We start from the raw sequence: 13,160 nt of genomic DNA, 5'->3' as shown, positions 1-13,160 counted from the left end.
GCGCTAGGACTTCTGGCCATATGGGAGGGATAAATCTTTTTACAAGACTCATCCCTAAATTTGTTGTTGTTTAAACACCACGCGCGCGGTCGGCATGGAATTGCAGCGTCCATGCGTGGAAACGGTCCTCGTCCAGCGCTTCGCGCATCTGGCGCATGATGTCGAGGTAGTAGTGCAGGTTGTGGATGGTGTTCAGGCGCGCGCCGAGGATTTCCTGCGTGCGGTTCAGGTGGTGCAGATAGGCACGCGAGAAGTTACGGCAGGCGTAGCAGGTGCAGCTGGCGTCCAGCGGTTCCTTGTCATCCTTGTAACGCGCATTCTTGATTTTGATGTCGCCGAAGCGGGTGAAGATCCAGCCGTTACGGGCATTGCGGGTCGGCATTACGCAGTCGAACATGTCGACGCCGTTCGACACACCGGCCACCAGATCTTCCGGCGTACCCACGCCCATCAGGTAGTGCGGCTTGTTAGGCGGCAGTTTCGGGCCGACATGGGCCAGTATGCGCATCATGTCTTCTTTCGGCTCACCGACCGACAGGCCGCCTATGGCCAGACCGGGGAAGTCGATCTTTTCCAGACCTTCCAGCGATTCGTCGCGCAGCATTTCGAACATGCCGCCCTGGACGATACCGAACAGCGCATTCGGGTTTTCGCCACGGTGGAATTCGTCGTGCGAGCGCTGGGCCCAGCGCAGCGACATGCGCATGGACTTGGCCGCTTCATCCAGCGTGGCCGGACGGTCGCCGATCTTGTACGGCGTGCATTCGTCGAACTGCATAACGATGTCGGAATTCAGCACGCGCTGGATCTGCATGGAGATTTCCGGCGAGAGGAACAGCTTGTCGCCATTGATAGGCGAGTTGAAGTGCACGCCCTCTTCCGTAATCTTGCGCATGGCGCCCAGCGAGAACACCTGGAAACCGCCCGAGTCGGTCAGGATAGGCTTATCCCAGCCCATGAAGTCATGCAGGCCGCCGAATTTGGCCATCACATCGTTGCCGGGGCGCAGCCACAGGTGGAAGGTATTGCCGAGAATGATCTGGGCATTGATTTCCTTCAGTTCCAGCGGCGACATGGCTTTCACCGAGCCATAGGTACCGACCGGCATGAAGATCGGCGTCTGTACTTCACCGTGGTTGAGTTTCAGCGTGCCGCGGCGGGCCTTGGTCAGACCGCTGCTATCGGTCTTGAGTAGTTTAAATTCCAGCATGGTTATCCTTTATTTGCACGCGCTTGGGTAGTCAGCAGCATGGCATCGCCATAGCTGAAGAAGCGGTATTCATTGGCGATCGCATGGGCGTAAGCCTTGCGTATCGGTTCAAAACCGGCGAAGGCCGACACCAGCATCAGCAGGGTCGATTTCGGCAGGTGGAAGTTGGTGATCAGGCGGGTGACGGTCTTGAATTCGTAGCCGGGCGTGATGAACAGGGCCGTATCGGCGCTGCCCGCTTCCAGCTGGCCGCTTTGCGAAGCCGATTCCAGCGCACGCAGGCTGGTGGTGCCCACGGCCACCACATCACGCCCTGCGGCACGGGCAGCACGCACGGCGTCCACGGTTTCCTGCGGCATGGTGTACCACTCGGTATGCATCTTGTGCTCCGACAGCACTTCATTGCGTACCGGCTGGAAGGTGCCGGCACCGACGTGCAGGGTGACGAAGGCAAAATTCACGCCCTTGGCTTTCAGCGTCGCCAGCAGCTTTTCGTCGAAGTGCAGGCCGGCCGTCGGCGCGGCCACGGCACCGGGCACCTTGTTGAACACGGTCTGGTAGCGGTTTTCGTCAAAGCTGTCGGCCGCGTGTTCGATGTAAGGCGGCAGCGGCAGACGGCCGTGCGCCTCGATCAGTTCGAACACATCGCCATCGAAATGCAGGGTGAAGAACTCGCCGGCGCGCTCGCCCACCGTCACCGTGAACGCGTCCGCTAGCCGGATTTTCACGCCGGGACCCGGCGACTTCGAGGCTTTCACCTGCGCCAGCACCGTGCGCGAGTCCAGCACCCGCTCGACCAGCGCCTCGATCTTGCCGCCGCTTTCCTTGACACCGTAGAAGCGCGCTTTCAGCACACGGGTATCATTCATCACCAGCAGATCACCGGCCTGCAGCAGATCGACGATATCGGCAAACTGGCGGTCGATGATCTGTTCGCCATCGAGATGGAGCAGGCGCGAAGCACTGCGATCTGGCAGGGGGAATTGCGCAATACGCTCTTGCGGCAAGTTAAAATCGAAATCGGAAAGCGTGTACATAGACGAACTTCTGGAAACTGTTGACGAAAATACGGGTAGGCCCAAAACCGGTGCTAGCCTTACAATACTGGCGGCCAACCCTCTATTTTACGCTAGCGCCCGAAAATTGCTCGAATATGCCTGTTGCAAGCACTAAATCTAGTCCCAGCGCTAGTCCCAGCGCTAGTCCCAGCGCCACCGCCAAAGGCGCGCGCAAAACTGTCAGCCCGCAGGCCAGACTGGCCAAGCTGGGCCTGCATACGGACATGGATCTGGTGCTGCACCTGCCCATGCGCTACGAGGATGAAACGCAAGTCATCAGCATAGAAGAAGCCTGCCTGCACGGCGGCCAGACTTCGCAGGTGGAAGGCGTGGTGGTCAAGAACGAGATCGCCTTCAAGCCGCGCCGCCAGCTGCTCGTGCATATCGCCGACGAAACGGGCGATCTGCAACTGCGCTTCATGAACTTCTACGGCAGTCAGGTAAAGCAGCTGGCCGAAGGCACGCGGGTACGTGCCCGTGGCGAACTCAAACACGGCTTCTTCGGCGCCGAGATGGTGCACCCGGCCTACAAGGTCATCAACGAAGGCGCGCCGCTGCCTACTTCGCTCACGCCCGTGTATCCGGCTGGCGAAGGTCTGTCCCAGCCGATATTACGGCGCGCCATCGGCGACGCCATGAAGCGCATAGACTGGACCGATACCCTGCCCGCGCAGCTGCGCCAGCGCATGCAGCTCAGCGATTTCGAACCGGCCGTGAAGCTGCTGCACTATCCGCCCCAGCAGGTGGACGAGCACGCGCTGGCCGACCGCTCCCACCCCGCATGGACGCGCATGAAGTTTGACGAGCTGCTGGCCCAGCAGCTCTCGCTCAAACGCGCCCAGCGTGCGCGCCGTGCCAAGGGTGCGGCAGCGCTGACGGTGACGGGCGATCTATCGGCCCGCTTCGAAGCCTCACTGCCATTCAAACTGACGCGCGCGCAGCAGCGCGTGCTGGGCGAAATCCGCAACGACTTGCGCCACCCCTACCCTATGCAGCGCCTGCTGCAGGGCGATGTGGGCAGCGGCAAGACGGTGGTGTCGGCACTGGCCGCAGCACAAGCCATCGATAGCGGTTTTCAGGCCGCGCTGATGGCACCCACGGAGATACTGGCCGACCAGCACTTCCGCAAGATCGCCGCGTGGATGGAACCGCTGGGCGTGAAAGTGGCATGGCTGACGGGCAGCCTGAAGAAAAAGGATAAGCTGGCCGCGTATGCCCTGATCGAATCGGGCGAAGCCCAGCTGGTAATCGGCACCCATGCGCTGATACAGGATGCCGTCAACTTCGCCAATCTGGGGCTGGTGATCGTCGACGAGCAGCACCGCTTCGGCGTGGGCCAGCGCCTTACCCTGCGCAACAAAGGGCAGGAAGGCGCCATACCGCACCAGCTGATGATGTCGGCCACGCCGATACCGCGCACGCTGGCCATGACGTATTACGCCGATCTGGAAGTCTCGGTGATCGACGAGCTGCCGCCGGGCCGCAGCCCCATCGTCACCCGCGTGATCGACCAGAACCGCCGCGATGAAGTGATAGAACGGGTGCATGCTGCCGCGCTCGAAGGCCGGCAGATCTACTGGGTCTGCCCGCTGATCGAAGAATCGGAAGCGCTGCAGCTGCAGACTGCCACCGATACCCACGCCCTGCTGGCCGAAGCCCTGCCCGATCTGAATGTGGGGCTGGTGCATGGCCGCATGAAACCGCTGGAGAAGCAGCAGGTAATGGATGCCTTCAGCGCCAACCAGATGCAGGTGCTGGTGGCCACCACCGTGATCGAGGTCGGCGTGGACGTGCCGAATGCTTCGCTGATGGTGATCGAGCATGCCGAGCGTTTCGGCCTGTCGCAGCTGCACCAGTTGCGCGGACGGGTGGGACGGGGTTCGGCAGCCAGTGTCTGCCTGCTGCTGTATCAGAGCCCGCTCGGTGGCGTGGCCAGACAGCGCCTGATGACGATGCGCGAAACCACCGACGGTTTCGAGATTGCGCGGCGCGATCTGGAAATCCGCGGCCCCGGCGAATTCCTCGGTGCGCGCCAATCCGGTCAGGCCATGCTGCGCTTTGCCGATCTGGAAACAGATGGCTGGCTGGTGGATCAGGCGCGCGACGTGGCGCACGATCTGCTCCACGCCAACACGCCCGAGAAAGCTGCCACGGTGGAAGCCCATCTGGCCCGCTGGCTAGGCGGGCGCGAAGAGTTCCTGAAGGTATAAGGCTTACTTGTAGATGCCGCAGCCTATCATCAGGTCATCGTGCTTCTCGATATAGGTGGACTTGGCTTCCACCGCCGAGGTGACCGGATTAGGCCACTGGTAATTAATCCAGCCACTGCCCTTGGTCTTGGCCACCTCGACAAACTCCTTGATGATCAGGGTGCCATTGGCATCACGTAGCTGCATCAGGTCTTTGCCTATCAGCTTGGGATTGGCACCGTGGGCCAGATTAAAACCCTTCATGTCGTACACGATGATGTACAGATCACGGTCGCGGAACTGCCCCTTGGGGTCATTAAACGCTGCAAACGCTTTGTCGCGTCCATTCGCTTTCAGGTAGTCGGCAGCTTTGCGGACCATCGCCACCGCTTCATCGGCCGTGCCCCGCTCCGCCGCCATGACACTGCCGTGCAGACCCAGCGCCAGCAACACCAATGCCATTAGCTTGAATAACTTTGCCATGATGTCTCCTCCGTTTTTGTGACGTACACCCGCAGACACGTCACGTTTGTGGGAACACCAGACTAGCACTTATCGGCCACCCGCACACAACAATGTGGCGAAATTGCCAATGTGGTGTTTTTTAGAAACACATATAGAAACGGTTGGCCAGATCGAGCAGGAAGGATGGCTGCAGATAGGCCATGAACACCAGCGCCAGCACAGCCACACCGGTGGCGCGCAGCAGCCATAGGCGCAGCATCATGCCGCCTTCAGCGCTTCGCGCTGCAGGGTACGTTCATTGATAGGCAGGTTGATCAGCCCGGCCATCACTCCAAGTGCAATCGCGATGCCCCAGACGATGTCGTAGCTGCCCTGACGAGCAAACAGATAGCCACCGAGCCAGACGCCGAGGAAGCTGCCCACCTGATGGGAGAAGAACACCACGCCGGCCAGCATGGACATGTGCTTGACGCCGAAGATGCCGGCGATGATGCCGTTCGTCAGCGGCACGGTGGACAGCCAGATCAGCCCCATGGCGGCCGAGAAGATGTAGACCGAGTAAGGCGTCAGTGGCGCCAGCAGGAACAGGCTGATTACCACGGAGCGGGTCAGATAGATGGACGACAGCAGGTAGCGCTTGGGCAGGCGGCCACCGAGCTTGCCTGCATAGTAGGAACCGATGATGTTGGTCAGCCCGATCAGCGCCAGCGCCATCACGGCCACACTGGGGTCCATGATGCCTTTGTCCTTCAGATAGGCCGGCAGGTGGGCACCGATGAACACCACCTGAAAACCGCAGACGAAATAGCCCGTCATCAGGAACAGGAAGGAGCGGTTGCCGAAGGCTTCACCGAGCGCTTCGCGCACGCTCTGCTGCGGGCCCTGGTGCTGCGCCACGCCTGGCTCGCGCAGGAAGAACGCCATAGGCACCATGGCCAGCACCACCAGCCCGGCCAGCAGGAAGAAGGCATGCTGCCAGCCAGCGGCGGAAATCAGCTGCTGCTCGACGGGCATCATCATGAACTGGCCGAACGAACTGGCCGCACCGGAGATGCCGAAGGCCCACGAACGTTTTTCGACAGGCGCAACGCGGCCGATAATGCCGCTGACAGCACCGAAGGCCGTGCAGGCCAGACCGAAGCCGATCAGCACACCGGAGCCGGCCACGAACAGCGTGGCATCCTGCACCAGCGCCATCCACAGCAAGCCTGCCATATAGCTGATAGCACCCGTGATCACCACGCGCATGGTGCCGAAACGGTCTGCGGCCATACCGGCGAACGGGCCGAACACACCCCACATCAGATTCTGCAAGGCCAGCGCCAGCGAATAGGTTTCGCGCGTCCAGCCATTCGCCTGTGAAATCGGCTGCATCCAGAAGCCCAGACCATGGCGCACGCCCATGGCCAGCGTCAGCACCACGCCCGTCGCCAGTAACACGGTTTTCAGAGAAGGGGCGCGGTGATCTAGCGACATGATAGTTTTCCGATAGGTGACGGGCGGGCCTGCACAGCGCAGAACCGGGGCCGGACTTAGGATTCTACCTAGTTTGCGGAATCGGCGCTGTAGACCAGCCCGATCTGGCGGCGGATCTCGTCCAGCGTGCCCATGATGGCCAGCGTTTCGTCATGTGACATGACGGGACTCTCGATCAGACCGGCGCGCAGGCAGCGCCCCACTTCCTGCGCTTCGTGGGTATAGCCATTGCCCGTAATCGGCAGCTGCACGGTGCGCTCGCTACGGCTGTTGCCATCGACCAGCACCACGCTCAGGGTGCTGGTGTTGTGGAAGCGGTCATGCAGGCGCAGATAGCCCTTGGTGCCGGAGATAGTCAGCTCGGTGGGGCTGCGCGAACGCAGGCTGCAGGAACAGGCCGAGACGCCGCCCTGCTGGTGTTTAAGAGTGAACACGGTCTGCATATCCACGCCGCTGTCCGTCATTTCCGCTTGCGCCTGCACGGCCGTGACAGGACCGAGGAAAAAGGCCGCCATCGACAGCGGATAAATCCCCAGATCGAGCAGCGCGCCACCTCCCAGAGCAGGATTGAACACGCGATGCTCGGGGCCGAAATTGGCAGTGAAACCGAAATCGGCACTGACATTGGCCGGCACACCGATTTCGCCGCTTTCGATAATGCGCCGGGCTTCGACCATGGCGGGAATGAAGCGCGTCCACATGGCTTCCATCACGAACAGCTTTTTGCTGCGCGCCAGTGCGATGACTTCCTCGGCCTGACGGCGGTTCATGGTGAAGGATTTTTCCACCAGCACGGCCTTGCCGCCGTTCAGGCATAGCAAGGCATTCTCGTGGTGCATGGGATGCGGCGTGGCGATGTAGATCACATCGACTTCGGGATCATCGGCCAGCGCCTGATAGCTGCCGTGAGCACGCTCGGCGCCGAACTCCTGCGCGAACGGCGCAGCGCTCTCCATGCTGCGCGAAGCCACCGCCACCAGTTTCGCGTCCGGCGTGATCTGCAGCGCGGCAGCAAAAGCCCTGGCAATCTTGCCGGTGCCGAGTATGCCCCAGCGGATCAGAGTAGAGGTGGCGGCTTGCATCATGCTGTGCTCTTTCTGCCGCCGCAGCGGCGCTATCGTCGATGAAAATTATTCAGGCTGGCGTTTGGGGCGGAACACGCTGGTATCGCCATAGAACTCGGCATCCTGCTGCGGCCACCAGCCCGGCACACCCAGTGCCTGCATGGGCATGAAGTCCGCCGTGCTCAGGCCATGTTCGGCCAGTTCCTGCGTCACCCTGGCATCGATCCAGTGGCGCCGTCCGGTGTGGTCCAGCGTGAAGAATTCATCGTCGGCCCACACCACGCGGGTATGCGCCGTAATGGCTTTGCGCGGGGCCACCAGCTTTTCCATCAGCGCATGGCCGAACAGCCAGACTTGCGCATCGGGGCCGAAATGCGCGCGCATATCGACGAAAGCCGTCTGCCACTGATGCTCGCGCAAGGCCGCCACCAGCGCATGGCCGTCGGCGTTATCGCGTACCACTAACAGAGCGGCATTCTCGTCAAAGATGGTGGCGCCATCGCGTGCAGGACCGCGCGATTTGCCCACGCCATCACGGGCAATCTGGGCTGCCTGCAAGGCATTCAGTTGCACCTTGATGCGCGGGAAGGTCAGCCACACCAGACCGTTGAAGAAATCGTGCAGATTCTCGCGCGTGGGCACGCCGCCAGTGGCGCCGATAAACGCTTCATAGGCGGTGCCGTCCGGCAGCGCTGCCTGCGGCACGAAGTGGGTCGGCAGACCCTGATGGTTACGCAGACCCAGCGCTGCAGCCTGCTGGTTCAGCGTCTCCATGAAATGCACGTCGGCCGACAGGAAGCCAGCCGCCGTGCGGATCGAGTCATACCATGGACGCGACCAGTCGATTGCCGACTGCACGTTTTAAACCATTTTCCAGTTGATGGTTTCGCCGGCGTTGAGCGGCACTACCTGCTGGTCGGCCAGCGGCAGGGTTTGCGGCAGGGTCCACTGTTCGCGCTTGAGCGTGATGGTGCCGGTATTGCGCGGCAAACCGTAGAAGGCCGGGCCATTGAAGCTGGCGAAAGCTTCCAGCTTGTCCAGCGCACCGGCACGCTCGAAGGCTTCCGCATACAGTTCCATTGCGTGCAGCGCAGTGTAGCAACCGGCGCAGCCGCAGGCAGCTTCCTTGGCGCCCTGCGCGTGCGGTGCCGAATCGGTGCCGAGGAAGAAACGCTCGTCGCCGCTGGTTGCCGCCGTCACCAGCGCCAGACGGTGCTCTTCGCGCTTCAGCACAGGCAGGCAGTAGTAATGTGGGCGAATGCCGCCCTTGAAGATATCGTTACGGTTGTACAGCAGGTGGTGTGCGGTAATCGTTGCCGCAATCGGGCCTTCCGCTTCGGCCACGTACTGGGCGGCGTGCTTGGTGGTGATGTGTTCGAATACGATGTTCAGCGCAGGGAAATCACGGCGCAGCGGACGCATCACGCGTTCGATGAACACCGCTTCGCGGTCAAACAGATCGATCTCGGGATCGGTCACTTCGCCGTGCACGAGGAAAGGCATGCCCACTTCCTGCATCACTTCCAGCGTCTTGTAGCAATTGGACAGATCGGTCACGCCCGCATCCGAATTGGTAGTGGCGCCAGCCGGATACAGCTTCACGGCGTGCACGATGCCGCTCTCCTGCGCGCGGCGGATTTCGTCCGGTGCCGTGTTATTGGTCAGGTACAGCGTCATCAGCGGATCGAACGACATCCCTTCCGGCAGCGCAGCCAGAATCCGGCTACGGTAAGCCTCGGCAGCTGCCGTGGTAGTGACCGGAGGTTTCAAATTTGGCATCACAATCGCGCGGCCGAACTGGCGCGCACTGTGCGGCAGCACGCTGGCCAGCGTTGCGCCGTCGCGCAGATGCAAATGCCAGTCGTCTGGACGGGTGATGGTGATGCTGTCTTGGGTAGTTTCGAGGTTGGACATGTTGACGCGCTTTCAGGCTAACAGTGGCGAATTCCGCCATTTTACCCCTACCCGTCCCCTAACTGGCAGCCTGTAACCCTGCTCAGTGCACTATCCGGGCCAGAAACTCGCGCGCACGCTCGGAGCGCGGGGCGGCGAAAAAGGCTTCCTTGCTGCTGTCTTCCACGATCCGGCCCTGATCCATGAACAGCACCCGATTGGCCACGCGCCGCGCGAAGCCCATTTCGTGCGTCACCACCATCATGGTCATGCCGTCCTGCGCCAGCCCCACCATCACATCCAGCACTTCGTTGATCATTTCCGGATCGAGCGCCGAGGTGGGTTCGTCGAACAGCATGGCGATAGGGTCCATGGCCAGCGCCCGGGCGATCGCCACCCGCTGCTGCTGGCCACCCGACAGCTGGCTGGGGAATTTGTCCTGCTGGCCCAGCAGCCCTACCCGCTCCAGATAATGCAGCCCGCGCGCCACGGCCTCCTCGCGGCTACGCCCCAGCACCTTGATCTGCCCCAGCGTCAGGTTGTCGCGCACGGACAGGTGAGGAAACAGCTCGAAATTCTGGAACACCATGCCTATCCGCGCCCGTAGCGCCGACAAATCGGTAGCCTTGTCATTGACCTTGACGCCATCCACGCGGATTTCGCCCTGCTGCACCGGTTCCAGCCCGTTCACCGTCTTGATCAGGGTGGATTTGCCCGAGCCGGACGGCCCGCAGATCACCATCACATCGCCCTTTGCTACCCGTGCCGAGCAGTCCGTAAGCACCTGAAACTGGCCATACCACTTGCTGACGTTATTAATTTCGATCATATTTGAGCTGCTTAAAAAAACCGCACCAGCGGCTGTGGATGCGGCGCTGCAAGCGCTTGACAGCACCTGAGACCACACGGATACTGCCAAACTTGCCAATAGTTTCATCAGCCGGACCATAAAATACCAGCTGCAGCCCGCGCCAGAACCTCTATGCGGCGGCCACCCCGCCCTCTGCGCAGGCACAGAGAGACACTACCACAGGGAACACACAACATGCAGAAACAAAGCCGATTGACCACTTACATCCTCGTGGGCCTAGCGCTCGGCATCTTCGCCGGCTACCTCGCCAACGTCAACATGGCCAAACCGGTGGAGTTTGCCGATTACATGGCACTGATCACCACCCTGTTCCTGCGCCTGATTAAGATGATCATCGCCCCGCTGGTATTCTCCACGCTGGTGTGCGGCATTGCCAAAATGGGCGATGCCTCGGAAGTGGGCCGCATCGGCCTGAAAACGCTGGGCTGGTTCTTCGTCGCTTCGGTGATGTCGCTGAGTCTGGGTCTGGTGCTGGTCAATATCTTCCGTCCGGGCGACGCGCTGCTGGGCCACATGGCCGCTACGGCCGGCAAGGTGGATCTGGTGACTTCGGGCCTGACGCTGAAAGAATTCGTCACCCACCTCGTGCCATCGTCCATCGTTGACGGCATGGCCAAGAACGAAATCCTGCAGATCGTGATCTTCTCGCTGTTCTTCGGTTCCGCCGCGGCAGCCGTAGGCGACAAGGCCAAGGTCATGATCGACGCGCTCGACGGCGTGGCCCACGTCATGCTGAAAGTTACCGGCTATGTGATGCAGTTCGCACCGATCGCCGTATTCGCCGCCGTATCGGGCGTGATTGCCAAAAACGGTCTGGGCGTGCTGTCCACCTATGGCGTCTTCATGGCCGAGTTCTACTTCGGTATCGCCATGCTGTGGCTGCTGCTGATTATCGTCGGCTTCCTGTTCCTGAAAGGCCGCATCTTCTCGCTGCTGCGCGAACTGCGCAGCCCTGCCCTGCTGGCTTTCTCCACCGCTTCGAGCGAAGCGGCCTATCCGAAAACGCTGGAAGGTCTGGAGCGCTTTGGTGTGCGTAACCGTCTGGCCGCATTCGTGCTGCCTATCGGTTACTCGTTCAACCTCGATGGCTCGATGATGTACTGCACCTTCGCCACCGTGTTCATTGCTCAGGCCTACGGCATCGAAATGTCGCTGGGCCAGCAGATGACCATGATGATGGTGCTGATGCTGACCTCCAAAGGCATGGCCGGTGTGCCACGCGCTTCGCTGGTGGTGATCGCTGCCACGCTGGGCCAGTTCAACATTCCGGAAGCCGGCATGCTGCTGCTGCTCGGTATCGACCACTTCCTCGACATGGCCCGTTCCGCCACCAACGTAATCGGTAACGGCGTAGCCACCGCTGTCGTGGCCAAGTGGGAAGGCGAGCTGGCAGCGCCGGGCGAAACCGATATGGTCCGCGCACGCTAAGGCACTGCCCTCCGCACAAAACAAAGGCCGCATTAGCGGCCTTTGTTTTTTCCAGCGTCAGCGATCAGACTCAGGGCTGGCCTGCGTAGGTACGCACCAGTTCATGCAGGAAGGCGCGGCCTTCCATCAGCGACTGCACGCCGATGTATTCGTTCAGGCCGTGAATATTGCCCAGATCCGGCGTAAGGAATATCCCGCTGATGCCGTAGGTAGGAATACCGGCTGCATTGAGGAACTGCCCGTCCGTCGCACCCGATTGCAGGATAGGCAGCACGGGCACACCGGGCCACATTTTTGCCGTCAGCTTTTCTACCGGCTCCATGATGGCACGGGTCAGTTCCGGCGGCGCCGAATTCTCGCCACGGATTTCCAGCGTCTCCACTTTCACGGCCGGATCGTTGATGGCTTTCACCAGCGCGAGGCGTACATCTTCCTGCGACACACCGGGGAAGATGCGGCAGTTGACGTTGGCGCGGGCCCGCTGCGGCAGAGCATTGGTGGCATGACCGGCATCGAGCATAGTCGCCACGCAAGTGGTGTGCAGCATGGTGGCCCAGCTGATATCGCGGCTATCAAGCAGCGCTACCGACCTGGCATCTTTCGGGTTCTTCTCTACGGCCAGCATGGCCTTGGCCACATCCGGATGGCCTTCGGCCGCCTGTATCTTGGCCATGCCTTTCAGGTAACCACGGCTGCCGTCTGTCAGCTGGTTAGGGAAGCTGAAGGTCTCGATCTTTTTCAGTGCACCGGCCAGCTGGTAGATGGCATTGATCTTCTGCGGACGCGAGCTATGGCCACCCCGGTTGGTCACTTCAAGGCGGTAGTTCTGCGCCACTTTTTCGCCCGCCTGCACCGTCATCGATACGCGGCGACCGGCGGCATTGAGTTCACCACCCGCGCCCTCATTCAGCGCAAAGCCTGCATCGATCAGCTCGCGGCGATTCTTGGTCAGCCATTCTGCACCATTGAAGGCACCGGCCGTCTCTTCGCCGCAGGTCAGCGCCATCTTCAGCGTGTGGTGCGGTACATAGCCTGCCGATTTGAAGCGCACCAGCGTATCGGCCCAGATGGCCGCCTGCGCCTTGTCGTCCACCACACCACGGGCAAAGAACTTGCCGTCTTCTTCGATCAGCGTGAACGGGTCACGGGTCCAGTCTTCGCGCTTGGCTTCCACCACGTCGATGTGGGCCAGCAGCAGAATGGCCTTGGCTTTCGGGTCGCTGCCCGGCAGCACGGCAACCAGACCGCCTTCCTTCGGATGGGCAGGATCGGCAAACAGGTGCAGGTCAGCTTCCGGGAAGCCCGCCGTTTTCAGCCGCGCAGCGATGCGCTCGGCCGCCAGCGTGCAGCTGCCGGATGACAGCGTGGTATTGGTTTCCACCAGCTCTTTGTACAGCGCGCGGAACTGCTGCTCGCTCGGATCGGAACTGGCATATGCGCTCTGCACGCAGGCCATCATCAGGCTTACTGCACCCAGCATAAAACGAGACTTCATCTTGGCTTCCT

12 protein-coding genes are annotated in these 13,160 nt (G+C 61.2%); 2 read left to right on the top strand and 10 right to left on the bottom strand.

Annotated elements, in window-relative coordinates; all coding sequences use genetic code 11:
• Positions 1-70 precede the first annotated feature (70 nt).
• Complete coding sequence (gene tgt, locus GTP23_RS00135) at positions 71-1,210, bottom strand: tRNA guanosine(34) transglycosylase Tgt (protein ID WP_155436606.1); 1,140 nt, start codon at positions 1,208-1,210, stop codon at positions 71-73.
• Positions 1,211-1,212: 2 nt separating this feature from the next.
• On the bottom strand, positions 1,213-2,247 hold the full coding sequence (queA, locus tag GTP23_RS00130) for a tRNA preQ1(34) S-adenosylmethionine ribosyltransferase-isomerase QueA (RefSeq protein WP_161033359.1): 1,035 nt from the start codon (positions 2,245-2,247) through the stop codon (positions 1,213-1,215).
• A gap of 116 nt (positions 2,248-2,363) precedes the next feature.
• Here queA and recG point away from each other — a divergent pair, with 116 nt between their 5' ends.
• Positions 2,364-4,478 (top strand): ATP-dependent DNA helicase RecG, encoded by a 2,115-nt coding sequence (gene recG, locus GTP23_RS00125; RefSeq protein ID WP_161033358.1) that lies wholly within the window; start codon positions 2,364-2,366, stop codon positions 4,476-4,478.
• A 3-nt stretch (positions 4,479-4,481) separates the two neighbouring features.
• On the opposite strand, the gene GTP23_RS00120 is transcribed toward recG, so the two are convergent.
• The 7 genes from GTP23_RS00120 to GTP23_RS00095 all read right to left on the bottom strand — a co-directional run bounded on the left by GTP23_RS00120 (position 4,482) and on the right by GTP23_RS00095 (position 10,184).
• Positions 4,482-4,940 carry a cache domain-containing protein gene (locus GTP23_RS00120; RefSeq protein WP_161033357.1) on the bottom strand — a complete coding sequence of 153 codons (459 nt, stop codon included), beginning with the start codon at positions 4,938-4,940 and terminating at the stop codon, positions 4,482-4,484.
• 121 nt (positions 4,941-5,061) lie between these two features.
• Positions 5,062-5,184 (bottom strand): hypothetical protein, encoded by a 123-nt coding sequence (locus tag GTP23_RS22935; RefSeq protein ID WP_267874489.1) that lies wholly within the window; start codon positions 5,182-5,184, stop codon positions 5,062-5,064.
• Positions 5,181-6,398 carry an MFS transporter gene (locus GTP23_RS00115; RefSeq protein ID WP_161033356.1) on the bottom strand — a complete coding sequence of 406 codons (1,218 nt, stop codon included), beginning with the start codon at positions 6,396-6,398 and terminating at the stop codon, positions 5,181-5,183. The genes GTP23_RS22935 and GTP23_RS00115 overlap by 4 nt, the downstream gene beginning before the upstream one ends.
• A gap of 68 nt (positions 6,399-6,466) precedes the next feature.
• Entirely contained in the window at positions 6,467-7,483 is a 1,017-nt protein-coding gene (locus tag GTP23_RS00110; RefSeq protein WP_229255870.1) for a Gfo/Idh/MocA family protein, read from the bottom strand.
• Between the two features lie 45 nt (positions 7,484-7,528).
• Positions 7,529-8,320, bottom strand: a complete 792-nt coding sequence (locus GTP23_RS00105) for a DUF3025 domain-containing protein (protein WP_161033355.1) — start codon at positions 8,318-8,320, stop codon at positions 7,529-7,531.
• Positions 8,321-8,323: 3 nt separating this feature from the next.
• Entirely contained in the window at positions 8,324-9,376 is a 1,053-nt protein-coding gene (gene pyrC / locus GTP23_RS00100; protein ID WP_161033354.1) for a dihydroorotase, read from the bottom strand.
• Positions 9,377-9,458: 82 nt separating this feature from the next.
• Positions 9,459-10,184: an amino acid ABC transporter ATP-binding protein gene (locus tag GTP23_RS00095; RefSeq protein ID WP_161033353.1), complete on the bottom strand. Its 726-nt coding sequence runs from the start codon at positions 10,182-10,184 to the stop codon at positions 9,459-9,461.
• A gap of 216 nt (positions 10,185-10,400) precedes the next feature.
• Here GTP23_RS00095 and GTP23_RS00090 point away from each other — a divergent pair, with 216 nt between their 5' ends.
• Positions 10,401-11,654 carry a dicarboxylate/amino acid:cation symporter gene (locus GTP23_RS00090; protein ID WP_161033352.1) on the top strand — a complete coding sequence of 418 codons (1,254 nt, stop codon included), beginning with the start codon at positions 10,401-10,403 and terminating at the stop codon, positions 11,652-11,654.
• A gap of 70 nt (positions 11,655-11,724) precedes the next feature.
• Here the strand turns inward: GTP23_RS00090 and GTP23_RS00085 are convergent, their stop codons facing one another.
• Entirely contained in the window at positions 11,725-13,149 is a 1,425-nt protein-coding gene (locus GTP23_RS00085; protein WP_161033351.1) for a M20/M25/M40 family metallo-hydrolase, read from the bottom strand.
• Positions 13,150-13,160: the final 11 nt, after the last annotated feature.

It is taken from the genome of Duganella fentianensis (genome assembly GCF_009857835.1).
Lineage (GTDB): Bacteria > Pseudomonadota > Gammaproteobacteria > Burkholderiales > Burkholderiaceae_D > Rugamonas > Rugamonas fentianensis.
This window is presented reverse-complemented; position numbering and strand designations above follow the sequence as displayed.